17 protein-coding genes are annotated in these 17,585 nt (G+C 67.8%); 14 read left to right on the top strand and 3 right to left on the bottom strand.

The window, feature by feature from the left end; all coding sequences use genetic code 11:
- Positions 1-376: 376 nt before the first annotated feature.
- On the top strand, positions 377-2,014 hold the full coding sequence (locus tag ACZ7KI_RS20315; protein ID WP_470274661.1) for a long-chain fatty acid--CoA ligase: 1,638 nt from the start codon (positions 377-379) through the stop codon (positions 2,012-2,014).
- A 98-nt stretch (positions 2,015-2,112) separates the two neighbouring features.
- Positions 2,113-3,375, top strand: a complete 1,263-nt coding sequence (locus tag ACZ7KI_RS20310; RefSeq protein ID WP_470274660.1) for an ABC transporter substrate-binding protein — start codon at positions 2,113-2,115, stop codon at positions 3,373-3,375.
- A 480-nt stretch (positions 3,376-3,855) separates the two neighbouring features.
- Here the strand turns inward: ACZ7KI_RS20310 and ACZ7KI_RS20305 are convergent, their stop codons facing one another.
- Entirely contained in the window at positions 3,856-4,290 is a 435-nt protein-coding gene (locus ACZ7KI_RS20305) for a hypothetical protein (RefSeq protein ID WP_470274659.1), read from the bottom strand.
- A gap of 177 nt (positions 4,291-4,467) precedes the next feature.
- On the opposite strand from ACZ7KI_RS20305, the gene ACZ7KI_RS20300 reads away from it, so the two are divergent.
- The 4 genes from ACZ7KI_RS20300 to ACZ7KI_RS20285 all read left to right on the top strand — a co-directional run bounded on the left by ACZ7KI_RS20300 (position 4,468) and on the right by ACZ7KI_RS20285 (position 9,399).
- Positions 4,468-6,189 carry a TIGR03767 family metallophosphoesterase gene (locus ACZ7KI_RS20300; RefSeq protein ID WP_470274658.1) on the top strand — a complete coding sequence of 574 codons (1,722 nt, stop codon included), beginning with the start codon at positions 4,468-4,470 and terminating at the stop codon, positions 6,187-6,189.
- A gap of 128 nt (positions 6,190-6,317) precedes the next feature.
- Positions 6,318-7,583 (top strand): peptidase C39 family protein, encoded by a 1,266-nt coding sequence (locus ACZ7KI_RS20295; RefSeq protein WP_470274657.1) that lies wholly within the window; start codon positions 6,318-6,320, stop codon positions 7,581-7,583.
- An 80-nt stretch (positions 7,584-7,663) separates the two neighbouring features.
- Positions 7,664-8,758 carry an S-(hydroxymethyl)mycothiol dehydrogenase gene (locus ACZ7KI_RS20290; protein ID WP_470274812.1) on the top strand — a complete coding sequence of 365 codons (1,095 nt, stop codon included), beginning with the start codon at positions 7,664-7,666 and terminating at the stop codon, positions 8,756-8,758.
- On the top strand, positions 8,752-9,399 hold the full coding sequence (locus ACZ7KI_RS20285; RefSeq protein WP_470274656.1) for a gamma-glutamylcyclotransferase: 648 nt from the start codon (positions 8,752-8,754) through the stop codon (positions 9,397-9,399). The genes ACZ7KI_RS20290 and ACZ7KI_RS20285 overlap by 7 nt, the downstream gene beginning before the upstream one ends.
- Here ACZ7KI_RS20285 and ACZ7KI_RS20280 read toward each other — a convergent pair.
- Entirely contained in the window at positions 9,377-10,996 is a 1,620-nt protein-coding gene (locus ACZ7KI_RS20280) for an FAD-binding oxidoreductase (RefSeq protein ID WP_470274655.1), read from the bottom strand. The two genes, ACZ7KI_RS20285 and ACZ7KI_RS20280, sit on opposite strands and share 23 nt — an antisense overlap.
- A gap of 97 nt (positions 10,997-11,093) precedes the next feature.
- Between ACZ7KI_RS20280 and ACZ7KI_RS20275 the strand changes: the two genes are divergently transcribed.
- The 8 genes from ACZ7KI_RS20275 to ACZ7KI_RS20240 all read left to right on the top strand — a co-directional run bounded on the left by ACZ7KI_RS20275 (position 11,094) and on the right by ACZ7KI_RS20240 (position 16,937).
- The gene (locus tag ACZ7KI_RS20275; protein ID WP_465464067.1) at positions 11,094-11,657 is read left to right on the top strand and encodes a TetR/AcrR family transcriptional regulator; all 564 of its coding nucleotides are present in this window, start codon (positions 11,094-11,096) and stop codon (positions 11,655-11,657) included.
- A complete protein-coding gene (locus tag ACZ7KI_RS20270; RefSeq protein WP_470274654.1) occupies positions 11,654-13,195 on the top strand; it encodes a glycerol-3-phosphate dehydrogenase/oxidase in 1,542 nt (513 codons plus the stop codon). The genes ACZ7KI_RS20275 and ACZ7KI_RS20270 overlap by 4 nt, the downstream gene beginning before the upstream one ends.
- 123 nt (positions 13,196-13,318) lie before the next feature.
- On the top strand, positions 13,319-13,588 hold the full coding sequence (locus ACZ7KI_RS20265) for a helix-turn-helix transcriptional regulator (protein WP_470274653.1): 270 nt from the start codon (positions 13,319-13,321) through the stop codon (positions 13,586-13,588).
- Positions 13,585-14,130 carry a hypothetical protein gene (locus tag ACZ7KI_RS20260; protein WP_470274652.1) on the top strand — a complete coding sequence of 182 codons (546 nt, stop codon included), beginning with the start codon at positions 13,585-13,587 and terminating at the stop codon, positions 14,128-14,130. The genes ACZ7KI_RS20265 and ACZ7KI_RS20260 overlap by 4 nt, the downstream gene beginning before the upstream one ends.
- On the top strand, positions 14,127-14,585 hold the full coding sequence (locus ACZ7KI_RS20255; protein WP_470274651.1) for a hypothetical protein: 459 nt from the start codon (positions 14,127-14,129) through the stop codon (positions 14,583-14,585). Before ACZ7KI_RS20260 ends, ACZ7KI_RS20255 begins: the two co-directional genes overlap by 4 nt.
- Positions 14,582-14,812, top strand: a complete 231-nt coding sequence (locus ACZ7KI_RS20250) for a hypothetical protein (protein WP_470274650.1) — start codon at positions 14,582-14,584, stop codon at positions 14,810-14,812. The genes ACZ7KI_RS20255 and ACZ7KI_RS20250 overlap by 4 nt, the downstream gene beginning before the upstream one ends.
- Complete coding sequence (locus ACZ7KI_RS20245) at positions 14,809-15,750, top strand: ABC transporter ATP-binding protein (RefSeq protein WP_470274811.1); 942 nt, start codon at positions 14,809-14,811, stop codon at positions 15,748-15,750. Before ACZ7KI_RS20250 ends, ACZ7KI_RS20245 begins: the two co-directional genes overlap by 4 nt.
- The gene (locus ACZ7KI_RS20240; RefSeq protein WP_470274649.1) at positions 15,747-16,937 is read left to right on the top strand and encodes an ABC transporter permease; all 1,191 of its coding nucleotides are present in this window, start codon (positions 15,747-15,749) and stop codon (positions 16,935-16,937) included. The genes ACZ7KI_RS20245 and ACZ7KI_RS20240 overlap by 4 nt, the downstream gene beginning before the upstream one ends.
- Positions 16,938-17,219: 282 nt before the next feature.
- On the opposite strand, the gene ACZ7KI_RS20235 is transcribed toward ACZ7KI_RS20240, so the two are convergent.
- Positions 17,220-17,585 (bottom strand): transposase (locus tag ACZ7KI_RS20235; protein ID WP_470274648.1); only part of this gene is annotated, 366 nt, incomplete at its 5' end.

Genomic DNA, 17,585 nt, shown 5'->3' with positions numbered 1-17,585 from the left:
TGGCCAGCCGTCTCTGTACCACGGCCCCAGTAAACGCCACCTGTTCCGTGGCCGTGAAACCGACACGCACTTATTACCCCTCGACCACGCCCTGGGCAACCCGCCCCAGCCTGCGGAAACACGCCATTCGGGCGGCGATTCGATGGCGTTCATCACCCTTATGAGCGATACCGCCACTTCGCGCTGTCAGCCATTTTTCGTTTGACGGTAAGAAAAAGACGAATTATTGACGATCTTGCCCCGAACCGGCCGCCACCCGTTAGCGCGACACTGTGACCGAACGGTTGCCTCCGACGTTACTGACCAGTTCACCCCACCCGCATTAGAGTCGGCCCAACCCCAGTTCACCGGAGAGCGAGCACCACGGGAGTACGCGATGTTGAGCACGATGCAGGACGGACAGCTGTCGTTGGCCAGGCTGCTCCGCCACGGCACGACGGTGCACTCGGGGAGCGAGGTGATCACCTGGACCGGTTCAGAAGCCCGGCGCGAGACCTACGGTGAACTCGGCAAGCACGCCGCGCGGCTCGCCAACGCCCTCCGGAGCCTGGGCGTCACGGGTGACCAGCGGGTCGGCACCTTCATGTGGAACAACGCCGAGCACATGGCCGCCTACGTGGCCATCCCCGCCATGGGCGCGGTGCTGCACACGCTGAACATCCGGCTGTTCCCGGAGCAGCTGGTCTTCGTCGCCAACCACGCCGAGGACCAGGTCGTCATCGTCGACGGCACCCTGGTCCCGCTGCTGGCCAAGCAGCTCCCCGAGCTGAAGACGGTCCGTCACGTCATCGTGGCCAACGGCGACCCCTCCACCCTCGCGGCGCCCGAAGGCGTCCAGGTGCACTCCTACAGCGAACTGCTGGCAGGCCAGCCCGACACCTTCGACTGGCCCGAAGTGGACGAGCGGTCGGCCGCCGCGATGTGTTACACCTCGGGCACCACGGGTGACCCGAAGGGCGTCGCGTACTCCCACCGGTCGATCTGGCTGCACTCGATGCAGGTCACCATGTCCGACAGCATGCGGCTGGCCCAGCACGACAAGGCCCTCGCCATCGTCCCGATGTTCCACGCGATGGCGTGGGGCATGCCGTACGCGGCGCTGATGGTCGGCGCTTCGCTGCTGATGCCGGACAGGTTCCTCCAGCCCGCCCCCATCGCGCAGATGCTCGACGCGGAGAAGCCGACCTTCGCCGGTGCCGTCCCCACCATCTGGCAGGGCCTGCTCTCGCACCTCGACGCGAACCCTCAGGACATCTCGCACCTGCGCGAGGTCGTGGTCGGCGGTTCGGCCGCGCCGCCGTCGCTGATGCACGCGTTCGAAGACCGCTACAACGTGCCGATCCTGCACGCCTGGGGCATGACCGAGACGTCGCCGCTGGGCAGCGTCGCGCGTCCCCCGGCGGCCGCGACCGGCGAGAAGGCCTGGGAGTACCGCTACACGCAGGGCCGGTTCCCGGCGTCCGTCAGCGCCAGGCTGATCGGCGACAACGGCGAGGAACTGCCGTGGGACAACGAAAGCGTCGGCGAACTCGAAGTACAGGGCCCGTGGATCGCGGCGTCGTACTACAGCGGCACGAGCGGTGAAGAGCCCGACCCGGAGAAGTTCCACGACGGCTGGCTGCGCACCGGCGACGTCGGCAAGATCAGCCCGGACGGCTACCTCACGCTGACCGACCGCGCGAAGGACGTCATCAAATCCGGCGGCGAGTGGATCTCGTCGGTGGACCTGGAGAACCAGGTGATGGCGCATCCGGCGGTCGCCGAAGCCGCCGTCGTCGGCATCCCCGACGAGAAGTGGGACGAGCGCCCGCTGGTCGCCGTCGTGGTCAAGGAGGGCCAGAGCGTCACGGCCGAGGAACTGCGCGCCTTCCTGGCCGACAAGGTCGCGAAGTGGCAGCTCCCGGAGAACTGGACCTTTGTGGACGAAGTCCCCAAGACCAGTGTCGGCAAGTTCGACAAGAAGCGGCTGCGGGCCTTCCACTCCGAGGGAAAGCTCGACATCAGTCAGCTCTAACGGGTTAATCTCCCGCGCGCCTGCCCTTCCGTGAAGCGCATCTTGAGGGACGCTGTCCCCAAGATGCGCTTCACGGCTTTGGCGAAGGGTTTCATTTGGTGCGTAAGACAAGCAGGCGCGCGTTCCTGGCGCTGGCGGGGGCCACCGCGCTCTCCGCCTGCGGGTCCAACACCGTCCAATCGGGAAAGCCGCCGCCCTCGACGGCCTTCTCCGCCGCCGCGACCAGACCGAAGCCGAAGCCGGTCGACCTTTCGCAGTGGTACCACCCCTATCCCGAAACCGGGGTCCAGGAAGCCGTCACGCGGTACGCGGCCGCGTACCAGAAGTCCAAGGTCGCGGTGCAGTGGAATCCCGACGACTACGAAACGAAACTCGCCGCGGCACTGCAGGCCGGCCCGGTGCCGGACATCTTCGAAGGCCAGGTCACCCTCGACCGCGTCCGGCAGAATCTTCTGGTCCCGCTCGACGACATCCTCGCACCCGTGCGCGGCGACTTCAATCCTTCGGTGCTCGCGGCACAGACCGTGGACGGCAAGACCTACGGGATCCCGCAGGCGCTCGACACCCAGGTTCTCTTCTACCGCAAGAGTTTCCTGCAGGAGGCCGGCGTACAGCCGCCGCAGACGCTCGACGAACTCGTCGACGCGGCACGGAAACTGTCCAAGGACGGCGTCAAAGGGCTGTTCGCCGGCAACGACGCGGGCGCGGCGGCGCTCGCCGGACCGTTGCTGTGGGCCGCGGGTCTCGACTACGTCAAGGACGGCAAGTCCGTCGGCTTCGACGATCCTCGCGCCGCGACCGTGTTCGGGAAACTGCGTGACCTCAACGGTTCGCTGCTGCTGGGCGCCCCGGTGGACTGGGCGGATCCGATCCCGTTCATCGACGGCCTCGCGGCGATGCAGTGGACCTGGCTGGCGAATCTGCCGAAGATCCAAGACACCATGAAGGACGACGTCGGCGTTCTGGCCTTCCCCAAACTCGACGCGGCCGGAACGGACTCGGTCACGGTCGGCGGCATGAGCGCGATGGTGCATTCGAAGAGCCTGAACCCCAACGCCGCCAAGGACTTCGTCAGTTGGCTGTGGCTGGAACGGACCGACTTCCAGCAGGAGTTCGCCACGAAGTTCGGCTTCCACCTGCCCGCGCGGCTCAGCGTCCTCGACAAGCTCGCCCCGGCGAACGACGCCGCCCGTCTGGTCAAGGAGAACGGCCGCGCCGCCGGTCCACTGTGGACACCGGCGGCGAACACCGCACTCGTCGACGCGCTGGGCCGGATCGCCCGCGACGGCGCCGACCCGGCCGCCGAGACGAAGACGGCGATCGAGGCCGTCAAAGCCGAACTGGGTCGCCTGTCCGCGTGAACCACCGCTTTCGCGTCGAGCCTGAGCGGTAATGAGGGTCATGGCCAAGGGTGTCTACGCGGGTGAGCATGGTAGCGGCCGGGTCGTGAAGGACTCCTTGGAGGACTTGTCTTTGTTTACCCACTGGTGTGGAGCTTGTGCGGGTGGCCGGTGTGGCCGGTCCACAGATCGTGAGGGACACGAGCTTGATCAACGGAAGATCGGGGACGTTGAGTGTCCCGGACCTTCCGTTGATCAAGGTGTGAGACCGGGGCGACGACCACCACCCTCGTCCAGGTCAGAAGTAAGTCCGTGAAGGCCTCCTTGAGGGACTCAGAGTCCCTCAAAGTTCCCCTCACCCGCCCCGGGAGGCCGTCACGAGCCTCAGCAGTACCACCAGTCACACCGACTGCGCGTGAAGGCCCCCTTCCTCGGCTCAGCCGAGGAAACTCGACCTTCATACTTCGGGAAGAGCAAAGCCTTCACGGACTCACGGCACCTTCAGTCGCCGGAAACTCCCCAGATCGCCAGCTCGACGGCGACGTCGTCCTCGTAGAGCAGCGCGCAGTTCGCGCTCCAGCGCGGACGGCGTTCGTAGGGCAGCCGTCCCGCCTTGTCGAGTTCGTCGAAGGTGGCGACAGACGGCTCCTCGGTGCCGAAGGCGATGAGGAGTTCGGCGTCGGTCAAGGGCCGGATCGTGCCGAAGTCGTCTTCACCGGTGGCGCTGATGAACTCGTGGACGTCGAGCACGGAATGGGTCCCGGACTCCTGGACGCTTTCGACCTCGTACAGCTCCTCGAGCGAATCCGGGCGGCCAAGTTCTTCCTCTTCCCAGAGGTAGTCACCCTCCTCGAAGACGCGTGCCTTCATCGCGTCCAGTGCCGCTTCCGGGTCGCCGTCGAACCGGCCACGGACCGACCAGGCCGAAGCTCCCACCGGGCCACCTCCTCACTCGCCAAGCGGCCAGCGTAACGAGCGCGGCCGGGGATGCTTTGATATTCGGCCGAACGTGACAAATTTTCGCATTACCCTTTTCTGGCGTTCACCCCACGGCTAACGTCTTCCGGCATCGTCCTTCCACGACATCCACCCGCGACGACTGGGGGCACCGCCATGTCCGACATCTCCAGGCGCACCTTCACCGCGGCGGGCGCCGCCGGCGTCGGCCTCCTGCTGTGCACTCCGAGCGCCAACGCGCTCGACCGGGCACTGGCGCGCACCACCGGCCGCGCGGTGCGCACCGCGGGCACCACGCTCGAATCCACCGCGGCACCACTGAAAAGCGGCCCCGGCTACACCCGGCTGACCGCGGGTCCCGGCTGGCCGCTCGTGGTCCGCGGCGACCTCGCCGCACCGAAGTCCGGCCGCGACGACCGCCGCCGCGCGATGGCTTCGTTCGCGCAGTTCACCGACCTGCACTTCACCGACGCCGAGAGCCCGGCGCGGTTCGAGTACCTGCACCCGTTCATCGGTTCGGCGCACCGGCCGCAGGAGACGCTCGGCCCGGTCGCGACGACGGCGCTCGTCGAACGGGTGAACAGCCTGAAGGCGGGCCCGTTCACCGGCAGGCCGATCGACTTCATGGTGACCACCGGCGACAACACCGACAACCACGAACTGATCGAACTCGAGTGGTTCCTCAAGGTGCTCAACGGCGGCACGGTGACCCCGACCTCGGGCGACCCGAACCGGCACGAAGGTGTCCAGACGTCCGGGTCGGCGCACTACTGGAATCCCGGCAAGGCACTGGACGACGAGTACACGAAGAAGGGTTTCCCGCAGGTGCCCGGCCTGCTCGGCGCGGCGTCGAACACCTTCACCTCACCCGGTCTCGACGTCCCGTGGTTCTGCACCTTCGGCAACCACGACGACAGCATCGTCGGCTCGCTGCCGGATCTGCCGGGGATGGACGCCTGGTACACCGGGCGTTTCAAGGTGATCGGCAAGGACGAGACGACGTCACGGAAACTCGCCAACGCGATCGACTCCGGCTCCGGTGTCCCGATCACGGAGCTGTTCGGCGGTTCGGGCACGATCCGCGAGATCACCCCGGACGAGCGACGGCGGCCGTTCAGCACCGCGGAGTTCGTGCGGCACCACCTCGACGCCGCCAACACCGGCCCCGGTCCGGTTGGCCACGGGTTCAGCGACAACAACGCCGATGGCCGGAACGTGTACTACACCTTCCGCATCGCACCGGGTGTCGTCGGGATCAGCCTCGACACCACGACGATGGCCGGGCTGGCCGACGGTTCGATCGGGCTCGGCCAGTTCACCTGGGTGGAGAACACGCTCAGGCGCAACAGCTCGACGTACTACGACTTCTTCGGGCGCAAGGTCACGCAGAACGTGACGGACGAGCTGTTCATCCTGTTCAGCCACCACACCAGCGACACGATGGGCAACGTGCTGCCGGACGCGCGGCATCCACTGGAGCCGCGGCTCAACGGCGACACCTTCGTCTCGCTGTTGCACCGGTTCCCGAACGTGCTGGCGTGGGTCAACGGGCACACGCATCGCAACAAGATCACCCCGCACCCCGGCAAGACGGCGAAGCAGGGCTTCTGGGAGATCAACACCGCGTCGCATATCGACTTCCCGCAGCACGCACGGATCATCGAGATCGCCGACAACGCCGACGGCACGTTGTCGCTGTTCACGACCCTGATCGAAGCCGAAGCGCCCTACGAGGTGGAGTACTCCGACACCTCGACGCAAGCGCTTGCGTCGTTGTACCGGGAATTCTCGTACAACGACATCCACGCTTCGCTGAGCGCGGTCGGCACGGCTCAGGACCAGAACACGGAACTCCTGTTGCCGAACCCCCTCGCCTGATCCGACCGCTCGCCGGCCCCTGCATTCAGAGGACGAAATGCCGACGTCTGGTGGGCAAGTGTTTACATAGCTTGCGCGACCCGAGAAAATCTCTTGCCTACTGGGTGGACACGAGGGATGGAGCCGGGATGCGCGTACGAGGGCTGCTCACACTGCTGACGATAGCGACGATGACCGTGGTGACAGCGCAGACGGCGGACGCGAGCCCGGGTCGCCCGGACGACGACGAGTCGATCGACTACCACGAATGGTCCGGTCACCACGGATTCCGTGACGGCAGGCTGGAAGGGCTCGACCTCGAACACGGCGCACTGCGCATCGACCGACCGATCGGCACCATCGAGCACACCGAACCCGTACTCGGCACCACGAAGACCTACGAGTACGGCCAATGGACGTCGAGGAGTCACACGCAGGGCTTCGTCGCCTCGCAGCTGGTCGCCTCGTGGAACGCGAAGACACCGGCCAAGACCTGGCTCAAGATCGAGGCGAAGGGCCGCACCGCCACGGGCGCCGAGACCACCTGGTACGTCATGGGCCGCTGGGCGAGCGGCGACACCGACATCAAACGCACCAGCGTCGACGGCCAGAGCGACGCCAACGCGGCCGTCGACGTGGACACGCTGGTCATGAAGGCCGGCGTCGCGCTCCGGTCGTACCAGCTGCGGGTCAGCCTGTACCGCGAGGCCGGGTCACGCGCCACGCCGTCGGTGACCTCGGTCGGCGCGATGACGTCGCTGGTCCCGGACCGGTTCGAGGTCAAGGCGACGAAACCGGGCCGTGCCACCGGGATCGAACTCAAGGTGCCCGCGTACGCCCAGAACCTCCACAAAGGACAGTTCCCCGAATACGGCGGCGGCGGGGAGAACTGGTGCAGCCCGACGTCCACCGAAATGGTCGCCGAGTACTGGGGCAAACGGCCCAAGCGCGAGGACATGGCGTGGATCCCGGAGGGTTACGTCGATCCGACCGTCGCGTACGCGGCCCGCCACACCTTCGATTACGCCTACGACGGAACCGGCAACTGGCCGTTCAACACCGCGTATGCCGCTTCACTCGGTCTGCGTGGGCACATCACCCGTTTGCACTCCTTGAACGAACTCGAAAACTACATCGCCCGCGGCATTCCGGTGATCACATCGCAGTCGTTCAAGGCCGAGGAACTCGACGGCGCGGGCTACGGCACCGCCGGGCACATCATGGTCGTCGTCGGCTTCACGAAGGACGGTGACGTGATCGCGAACGATCCGGCCGCGAGCAGCAACGACCGCGTCCGGCATGTCTACAAGCGACACCAGTTCGAGACGATCTGGCAGCGCACCAAGCGGTACAACACCACCGGCGGCGTCTCCGGCGGCCCCGGCGGGATCGTCTACATCATCACGCCGCACTGAATCGTTTCCCCACCCATGCGGATGTCGCGACCCGGGGTCGTTCCGTGGCAAGCTACGGAGTCGACTACTCGGAGGTGGGCATGCCGTACGAGGTGCAGGGCGTCGTTTCCCGCGCCAAGGGCGAACCGGTCTCGCTGGAATCCGTGATCGTGCCCGATCCCGGGCCCGGCGAGGCCGTCGTCTCGGTCAAGGCGTGCGGCGTCTGCCATACCGACCTGCACTATCGCGAGGGCGGGATCAACGACGAATTCCCGTTCCTGCTCGGGCACGAGGCCGCGGGTTTCGTGGAGCGGGTCGGTGAGGGCGTCCAGGACCTCGAACCCGGCGACTACGTGATCCTGAACTGGCGCGCGGTCTGCGGCACCTGCCGGGCCTGCCGCCGGGGCAGGCCCTGGTACTGCTTCTCGACGTTCAACGCCGACCGGCCGATGACACTGGCCGACGGCACCGCCCTGTCACCCGCACTCGGTGTCGGCGCCTTCCTCGAAAAAACTCTTGTCCACAGTGGACAATGCACGAAGGTCGACCCCGCCGCCGAACCCGCAGTCGCCGGCCTGCTCGGCTGCGGGGTGATGGCCGGTCTCGGCGCGGCACTGAACACCGGCGCGGTGAGCCGCGGCGATTCCGTCGCGGTCATCGGCTGCGGCGGTGTCGGCGACGCCGCCATCGCCGGGTCGAACCTGGCCGGCGCGAAGACCATCGTCGCCGTCGACACCGACGACCGGAAACTGGCCTGGGCCAAGGAGTTCGGTGCCACGCACACGCTTAACAGCAAGGGGCTCGACGAAGACCAGGTCGTCGAAGCGCTCCAGGGGTTCACCGGCGGCTTCGGCGCGGACGTCGTGATCGACGCGGTCGGCAGGCCGGAAACCTGGCGGCAGGCCTTCTACGGCCGCGATCTGGCAGGCACCGTCGTGCTCGTCGGCGTCCCGACCCCGGACATGCGCCTGGATCTGCCGCTGATCGACTTCTTCTCCCGCGGCGGCTCGCTCAAATCGTCGTGGTACGGCGATTGCCTGCCCTCACGCGATTTCCCGATGCTGATCGACCTCTACCTCCAGGGCAGGCTTCCGCTCGACAAGTTCGTCACCGAGCGGATCCCGCTCGACGGTGTCGAGAAGGCCTTCGAACGCATGCACCATGGTGACGTCCTCCGCAGCGTGGTGACGTGGTGAAACTCTTCACCGACGCCGATTTCCCCGCCGACCCGTACCCGGGAGCGCGGCCAGGGCATTCGTTCGTCCACTTCGACGGCGTGGGGCACAGCCTCGACACCGCGCCGGAGGGCTGGCGCGAACGTCAGGCCGTGCTCGCCTACGGCTCGAACGCGTGTCCGGCCAAGATCACCTGGCTGCGGGAGAACATGGGCCTGACCGGTCCTGTCGTCGTCTGCCACGCGCGCTGCAGTGACCTCGCCGCGGTCTGGGCATCCGGCCTGCGGTTCCGTGACGGGCAGCGGCCCGCCACCCTCGCCGCGGCACCGGGGGTCGTCGAGGAGCACTCCGTCTGGTTCGCGACGCCCGATCAGCTCGCCGTCCTCCACCGATGCGAGGGCAACGGCCAGCGCTACAACCTGGTGCGGCTGACCGCGCCCGCCATCACCCTCGACGACGGCACCGTGCTCGACGACGTGGTGGCCTACGTCGGCGCCGCGGACATCCGCCTGCCGATCCTCGTGGACGGCAGGCACATCCGCGTCGCCGACCTCGAACAACGCCGGGCCGCGGCACTGCAGGGCATCCCCGCCGAGACGCACGGCCTGGACTGCACGCTGGTCGACGCCGGAACGCTGGTCAGAGAAGCTTCCCGGGATTGAGGATCCCGGAGGGGTCGACGGCCTTCTTCGCCGCTCGCAACACCTCGACCCCGATTTCACCGATTTCCGCCGCCAGGTAGGGCGCGTGGTCGACACCGACGGCGTGGTGGTGCGAGATGGTGCCGATCCCGGTGATCGCCTCCGACGCCGCGGCCTTGGCGCGCCGCCACTGCCGGATCGGGTCGTCCTCGTCTCGCGCGGTGAGCACGGTGAAATACAGTGACGCGCCTGTTTCGTAGGCGTGGGAGACGTGGCACATGATGATCGCCCTGCCGAGCGTGGCGGTGAGCGCGGCGCGCACGGCGTCGCGCAGGTCGCTCAGCTCGGCCCAGTACGCGGCCGTCTCCAGGGTTTCCACGCAGACGCCGTTGTCCAGCAAGGCATCCCGCTGCCGAGGGCCGGAGAACCGGCCACGGCGCCAGGATTCGCCGAGCGCCGCTCCGATGCGGACGGCGCCGAACGGCTCCAGCACCCGGGTGGTGTCCTGACGCCGCCGCGCGACCTCGCGTTTCGACGCGCCTTCCCAGCCGACGATCAGCAGGCACGGATTCGAAACCCCGCGCAGACGGAGATACCGGCGCAGCGCCTTGGTCTTCCAGCCGCCGTTGAGCTCCAGCGAGACCTCGCTTTCGTCCGCGTCGGACAGCCGGGTGACGTCCGCGAGCGCGTGCCGCTGGGCGAGTTCACGCACCGCGGCGGTGCCGTTCTCCCAGCCGTCGAGGACATAGCCCTCGTAGCGGCGCACTTCCGGCACCGGGCGGACACGGAGGGCCACCTCGGTGATCACGCCGAGCGTGCCTTCGCTGCCGACCGCGAGCTGCCGCAGGTCGGGTCCGGCCGCCGACGCCGGCGCGACACCGAGTTTCCATTCGCCACGCGGCGTGGCGAGCCGGACACCCGCGACCATGTCCTCGAACCGGCCGTAACCCGACGAAGCCTGCCCGGCGGACCGGGTCGCGGCGAACCCGCCGATGGTGGCGCGTTCGTAGGACTGGGGCACGTGCCCGAGGGTGAAGCCGTGCGCGGCGAGCAGCCGATCGGCCGCCGGGCCGGTCACGCCAGCCTGCAGGACCGCGATCCGCGACACCGGGTCGAGCGAGACCAGGTCGTCGAGCCGGGTGAGGTCGAGGGCGAGCACCGCGCTCTTGTCCCCGCGCAGCGCCGAAACCCCGCCGACCACCGACGTCCCGCCGCCGAACGGGACGACACCGACGTCGTGCCGTGCGCAGATTTCCAGTACCGACTGGACTTCGCCGGGATCTCCCGGCAGGACGACGGCGTCCGGTACCGGAAAGTCACCGAACCCCCGGCGTCGCATCAGGTCCAGATAGGACAAGCCACTCGCCCGCGCGAGCCGTTCCCCTCGCGCCAGCAGGACGTGCTCGGCGCCGACGACCTCCTCGAGGTCCTGTTTCGGTTGTTCGCCCAGCGCCGAATCGGGAACGGACAGCGCCGAATCCGGCGTGAACGGCGCCACCGGGCCCAGCGGGCCGATACGCTGGACGAGCCACCTGAGCGCCTTCGACGGAAGGTGGGCCGCGTCACCGGCCTCGGGCGTCCACGCTCGTCTTAACAGGTGGTCAATAGGCTCCGTCACGACTACAGTGTTACATATGGACGTAAAACGTCACTCACCTGCGGAAACAGGCGGTTCGGCACTGGCGGATACCCGATCCCGCCAGGCCTCGACCCGCGTGTCCGACGACGTTCTGCTCGACGCGGCGAAGAAATGCGTGCTCGCCGTCGGCGTGAGGCGGACCACGCTCGCCGAGATCGCGCGGACCGCGAAGGTCAGCCGGATGACCGTCTACCGCCGGTTCCCGGACGTGCGCAGCGTGCTCGCCACCCTCATGACCCGCGAGTTCGGCGGCCTGCTGCAAGGCGCCGCCGAACCGGGCGCCGAACCGGCCAACTTCCGCGAACGGCTGGTGCACAGTTCCGCGGCCGCCGTCGCCGCGCTGTCGGGCGACCCGCTGTTCCGCACGCTGCTGGACCTCGATCCCGAACTCGTCCTGCCCTACATCGTCGAGCGGCTCGGCAAGACCCAGCGCTTCGCCGAGGGTGTGATCCTGCACCTGCTCAAGTCCGGCCACGAAGACGGTTCGATCCGTAAGGGCGACCTGCCCGCGCAAGCGCGCACCCTGTTGCTGCTCATCCAGTCCTTCGCCTTCTCGCTGCGCCCCGCGACCGCGGACGTCAACGAGAACGACCTGATGACGGAATTCGCGCAGGTGCTCGACGCGGCGCTGCGCCCGTGACCCCGGGCTCGCTCAACGCCCGCCGCCGCGAACGGGAACTCGCGGCACTGGCCGGCGGTGAGCGGGTCGACCTGGTGGTGATCGGTGGCGGCGTCACCGGCGCGGGGATCGCGCTGGACGCGGCCGCGCGCGGGCTTTCGGTGGCCCTCGTCGAGGCGTACGACCTGGCTTACGGCACCTCGCGCTGGTCGAGCAAGCTGGTCCACGGCGGGCTTCGCTACCTCGCGAAGGGCGACTTGGCGCTGGCGCACGAAAGCGCCGTGGAACGCGGGATATTGATGACCCGCACCGCGCCGCATCTCACCAGGGCGATCCCGCAGCTGTTCCCCATGTACCGCAAGACCTCCCGCGGTCAGCAGGCGTTCATCATGACCGGGCTGGTCGCCGGTGACGGACTCCGTCGCGCGGCCGGAACCCCGGCGTCGGTGCTGCCCCGGCCGAGGTCGATCCCGGCCGCGGAGGCGCTGGCACTCGCTCCCGGCCTGTCGCCCCAAGGCCTGCGCGGCGCGCTGCTCGCCTACGACGGCGCGCTGACCGACGACGCGCGGCTCGTGGTGAACCTCGCCCGCACGGCGGCGTCGCGCGGCGCGAAGATCCTGACCAGGGTCGAGGCGCTCCGGCTCGACGCGGGTTCGGCACTGGCCCGTGACAGGCTCACCGGAGCAGAAGTGGAGATCCAGGCCGGTCAGGTGATCAACGCGACCGGTGTCTGGGCAGGCGAACTGGCGGAGTCGGTGCGGCTGCGGCCGTCCCGCGGTTCCCACCTCATTCTGGCTTCGGGGGCCGCCCGGATCGGCGCCACGTCGGTCAACGTGCCCGTCCCCGGCGAGAACAACCGCTTCGTCTTCCTGCTGCCGCAACCGGACGGGCGCGTCTTCGTCGGCGTCACCGACGAACCGATCGACGGCCCGATCCCGCGTATACCTTCCGTGCCGGAGTCCGATGTGGACTTCCTGCTCGAAGTGGCGTCGACGGCGTTCACCCGCCCGCTGACCCGCGACGACGTCGACGGCTCCTTCGCCGGACTGCGACCGCTGGTCGAAGGCGACGGCGGACGCAGTGCGGATCTTTCGCGTAAACACGCCGTGGTGACCGGCGCCGACGGCGTGCTCACCGTCGTCGGCGGCAAGCTGACGACGTACCGGAAGATGGCCGAGGACGCCGTCGATGCCGCGTTGGAACGGTCCGGACTCCATGCCGGGCCGTCGACCACCTCCCGGCTTCCCTTGCTCGGCGCGGCCCTGCGGAGTCGTCTGTCCACTGTGGACGCGCCCGCGCGGCTGGTCGCGAAGTACGGCACCGAAGCGCCCCGGATCGCCGCGCTCGGCGAGGTCGACCCGGAACTGGGTCTGCCGCTGTTCGACGGCACCGAGATCACCGCGGCCGAGGTCGTCTGGGCCGTGCGGCACGAAGGCGCACTCGACGTCGAGGACGTCCTGGAGCGCCGCACCCGGCTCGGCCTGATCACCGCGGACACCGAGGCAGCCCGGCCCCGCGTCCAGGAACTTGTCGACAAGTCGCTCGCCGGCCTCACCTGACCTCGCGTTTAGTCCTCTAAACGCGGTGGTTCGTATCGCCAACTACCGCATTTAGTCCTCTAAATGCGGGCGCGGTGTGCCCTCAGCTTGACGAGTCGTTGGGTTTTTGCAACAGTATGTTCTATGAGCCCGGTCAGACGCGGCAAAGAGCTGCCGATCTACAACCGGCTCCCGGTGCTCCGGGCGGAGCGCGGGCTGAGCAGGTCCGCCCTCGCGGCGGCGGTCGAAGTCAACCCGCAGACCATCGGCGCGCTCGAACGGGGAGATCACTACCCGAGCCTGGACCTGGCGTTCCGCATCTGCGCGGTCTTCGACCTGCCGGTCGAGGCCGTGTTCAGCCGCGAACCGTTCACGCCACTGTCCACTCAGGTCTACCGGGAGGGGGGAACATGAGCGACAAGCAGGGCCGCCTCGCGGCCTACTGGGAACGTCAGCAGGAACGCTGGGAGGAAGTGGAACACAAACGTGCCCGGCGGCTGCCTGCCTGGCGCACGCGCAAACGCCGCCGGACCTTGAGCGCGCTGGTGGTGGTCGGCGACCTGATCCTGATCGTCGGCGCGACCCTGTTCCACCGGCAACCGGAGCTGTACTTCGTCCTGGCCTGGTTCGGCGGCGCGGTGATCGCCGGGCTCGCCCACTACCTGCTGCGGATCCTCACCGGCAAGATGAGCGGCGGCTTCTCCTTACGGCTCGACGAGCGCGAGCGGGAATGGCGCCACCGTGTCACCTTCGTCAGCTACCAGGTGCTGGTGGTGCTGATGTTCGGTTCGGTGCTCTACAGCCTGATCATCGCCGGGACCGACCACGGCGGTGCCCGCGGCGCGATGATGACCTGTGCGCTGCTGGTCACCGGCACCACGCTGTCCGGCGTCATCCTCGGCTGGACGCTGCCGGACGACGATCCCGAAGACTTCGAAGAGGTGAACCCCACGTGACCGTCACCCGGACGCGGTCGGACCGCCGTCGCCTCGCCGTTTCCGCCGTGATCGGCCATCTCGTGGTGATCGTCGGGGCGGCCCTGCTCCGCGAACCGACACTGTGGTTCGCCGTCGGCCTGATGGTGCCCGGCCTTTGCCTCTGCGTCGCCACCGCCGCGGTACTGCGCAAGGCCGTCGGCAGACCCGGTTCCGCGGCGGGCGACCTCGACGAGCGTGAGCTGCTTTTGCGTGACAGGGCGCACTACAGCGCCTTCCAGGGGATCTGCCTCCTTATGGTGGTGGACCTCGGCTATGGGCTTTACGCGGCGGCGCAACCGGATGCCGGTTCCCTGCTGGCCGCGATGACGGCGGCGTTGCTCGTCTTCGGAACGTCGCTGCCGGCGCTCTGGCTCGCCTGGAAGCTGCCGGACGACGATCCCGAAGACTTCGACGAGGGGGTGGCTCCGGGATGACCGGGGGCAAGAAGCGCTACAAGGTGTCCATCGGGGTGGTCGCCGTCGCGCTGGTGGCGGGCGGGATCGTCACCGGCGCGGGACGGGCGGTCCTGGTGTATCGGGCCACTTCGGTGGTGAGCAACGTCAAGCTGGATGGAGTGATCCAGCGAAACCGCACGTTCTCCGGCGTACACCGGGGTTTGACGGCGCTGGTGCGGTATTTCGAGGAGGGGAAATGGAAATGAGCGAGGGGAAACTGGAGATCGACCGGATCTCCAAGAACTACGGCGCGAAGGTCGCGCTGGATCAGGTGAGCTTCGAGGTCCAGCCCGGCGAACTGTTCGGGTTCGTCGGCAGCAACGGGGCAGGCAAGACCACCACGATGCGGATCGTCCTCGGGGTGCTGGCCGCCGATTCCGGGCAGGTGCGGTTCGGTGGCACACCGATCACACACGAGACCCGCACCCATATCGGGTACATGCCGGAAGAACGCGGGCTGTACCCGAAGATGAAGGTGCTGGAGCAACTGGTCTACCTCGCGGAGCTGCACGGGATGTCGGCCAACGACGCCCACCGCAGCGCGGAGAACTGGATCTCCCGGCTCGGTCTCGGCGAACGCCGCAAGGACGAGGTCCAGAAACTGAGCCTCGGCAACCAGCAGCGTGTGCAGCTGGCGGCCGCGCTGGTGCACGACCCCAGGGTGCTGGTGCTCGACGAGCCGTTCTCCGGACTCGACCCGCTGGCCGTGGACGTGATGAGCGGCGTGTTGCGGGAGAAGGCCGCGACCGGTGTTCCGGTGGTGTTCTCCAGTCACCAGCTGGATCTGGTCGAGCGGTTGTGCGACCGGGTCGGCATCATCCGAAGTGGACGGATGGTCGCCTCCGGCACCGTCGCGGACCTGACGGCGGGCGCGGGCAACGGCCTCGTCGTCACCGCGCCGAACGCGGCACCCGGCTGGGCGTCGGTCGTGCCCGGCGCGCGGGTGGTCGAGCAGAACGGGCCGACGACGGTCCTCGAACTCGAAGACCACGCCGACGATCAGGCCGTGCTCGCCGCGGCGCTGGCAACCGGCCCGGTCACCGAATTCAGCAAGCGCAGGCGATCGCTGACCGAGCTGTTCCGCGACGCCGTCGCCGAGAAGCCCGCCGCCGAACGGCCTGCCGCACAAGGAGTTTCCGCATGAACACCGTCTCTTCGTGGCGCGCGGTCTGGCTCATCGCCAAACGTGAGCTGAACACCCGCCTGCGCACCAGGTCCTTCGTGATCGGCACCGCCGTGCTGCTGGTCATGCTGATGGGCTACGTCCTGCTGCAGTCCACGCTGATCAGCAACGAGGACAAGAGCAAGATCGGGCTCACCGGCCAGGCCACCGGGATCGCGCAACAGCTGCAGACGGCGGGCGCGGCACTCGGCGAGAAGATCGAGACCGTCACGGTCGCCGACCCGGCGCAGGGCCGTTCGCAGGTCGAGAACGGTGACCTCGACGCGCTGGTGTCCGGCAACGCCACCGAGCTGAAGGTGGTCGTCAAGTCCGAGTTGGACAACAAGCTCCGCACCGTGCTGAACGGCGTTTCGCAGCAGGAAGTGCTGAACGGCATACTCTCCGAGGCCCAGAAGTCGCCAGAGCAGGTGATGCGCACGGTCCAGCAGACCCAGGTCGAGGTCGACTCGATCAAACCGCCGGACCCCGAGAAGTCGCAGCGGATGGTGATCGGACTGATCGTGGCCGTGCTGCTGTACATGAGCATCGTGACCTACGGGACGCTGGTCGCACAGGGCGTGGTCGAAGAGAAGTCCAGCCGGGTCGTGGAGATCCTGCTGTCCACCGTCCGGCCGTGGCATCTGTTGCTGGGCAAGGTGATCGGGCTCGGCCTGGTCGGGCTGGCCCAGCTGGTGATCATCGGCGGCGCCGGATTGATCGTCGCTTCGGCCACCGACGTCCTGACGCTGTCCGGCGTCGCGACGAGCGCGCTGCTGTGGGGCGTGCTCTGGTACCTGCTCGGATTCCTCTTGTACGCCACGGTGTACGGCGCGATGGGCTCACTGGTCTCCCGCCAGGAGGACACGCAGTCGGTCATCGGCCCGGTCAACATCGTGCTGATCCTCGGTTTCATCGTCGGGTTCAACCTGCTGGCGCAGGCGCCGGACGGGACAGGGACGAAGATCCTTTCGCTGGTGCCGTTGCTTTCCCCGGTGCTGATGCCCGCGCGGATCGCGGCCGGGACCGTCGAGATGTGGGAAGTCGCGCTGTCGTTGGGGCTGACCGTGGGCGCGATCGCCCTGTTCACCTGGCTGGGCGCGCGGATCTACCAGAACAGCGTCCTGCGGGTCGGCAGCCGCATCAAGCTGACCGAGGCCCTGAAGGGCTGACTCAAGTACATGAAGGCCCCCTTCCTTGCGCCTAGGTACAGGGTCCCGGCAAAGTCGCATAACTGCTGGTCGGCTCCATTGCTAGCGTGGGTCAAGGCGAACGTGTCGTGGCGGACCCGGCGGGAGCGGGTTCACGCAAAGGGGCCTCACCTGGCTCCCGACTGTCCATAAGGGACACTTCTCGGGACAAATGTGCCTGATTTGGGCGAGTTGCGGGGTGTGGCGAGGGGGTCGTGAGTGATGTGGGTCGTTCTATTGATCCGTAAGGCAAATGTGGCGTGGTCAGTCTGCGGCGTAGCGGACTTCTTCCTTGCCGAAGAAGGCTTTCACGTGGTCGGGTTGGTTCTGGCGGCGGCGTAGGTGGGTGCGGGCTCCTGCGGCGAGGTCCTGTTTGGATCGGGGGCTTTGTGTTGCGGTGACGTGGTGTTTGAGGTCTCCGTTGAGGAGTTCGACGGGGTTGAGTTCGGGGCTGTAGCCGGGCAGGAAGTGCATCTCGATCCGCTCTTCCCGCTCGGTCAGCCAGGTCTTGAGCACTCCCGCCCGATGGGAGGGATGACCGTCCACGATCAGATGGATCTTGCGGTCCAGGTGCCGCACCAGCCGGTCCAGGAAGCTGATCATGATCGTGACGTTGAACCCGCCCTCGAA

The organism is Amycolatopsis sp. NPDC039088 (genome assembly GCF_055598845.1).
Note: the sequence above shows the minus strand (reverse complement) of the source record. Positions and strands in the feature narration are given on the sequence as shown.

Bases quoted from the DNA above. Each gene is read 5' to 3' on its own strand.
- ACZ7KI_RS20295 (WP_470274657.1), top strand. From the start codon at position 6,318: ATGCGCGTACGAGGGCTGCTCACACTGCTGACGATAGCGACGATGACC.
- ACZ7KI_RS20240 (WP_470274649.1), top strand. From the start codon at position 15,747: ATGAACACCGTCTCTTCGTGGCGCGCGGTCTGGCTCATCGCCAAACGT.
- ACZ7KI_RS20300 (WP_470274658.1), top strand. From the start codon at position 4,468: ATGTCCGACATCTCCAGGCGCACCTTCACCGCGGCGGGCGCCGCCGGC.
- ACZ7KI_RS20250 (WP_470274650.1), top strand. From the start codon at position 14,582: ATGACCGGGGGCAAGAAGCGCTACAAGGTGTCCATCGGGGTGGTCGCC.
- ACZ7KI_RS20245 (WP_470274811.1), top strand. From the start codon at position 14,809: ATGAGCGAGGGGAAACTGGAGATCGACCGGATCTCCAAGAACTACGGC.
- ACZ7KI_RS20265 (WP_470274653.1), top strand. From the start codon at position 13,319: ATGAGCCCGGTCAGACGCGGCAAAGAGCTGCCGATCTACAACCGGCTC.
- ACZ7KI_RS20315 (WP_470274661.1), top strand. From the start codon at position 377: ATGTTGAGCACGATGCAGGACGGACAGCTGTCGTTGGCCAGGCTGCTC.
- ACZ7KI_RS20260 (WP_470274652.1), top strand. From the start codon at position 13,585: ATGAGCGACAAGCAGGGCCGCCTCGCGGCCTACTGGGAACGTCAGCAG.
- ACZ7KI_RS20290 (WP_470274812.1), top strand. From the start codon at position 7,664: ATGCCGTACGAGGTGCAGGGCGTCGTTTCCCGCGCCAAGGGCGAACCG.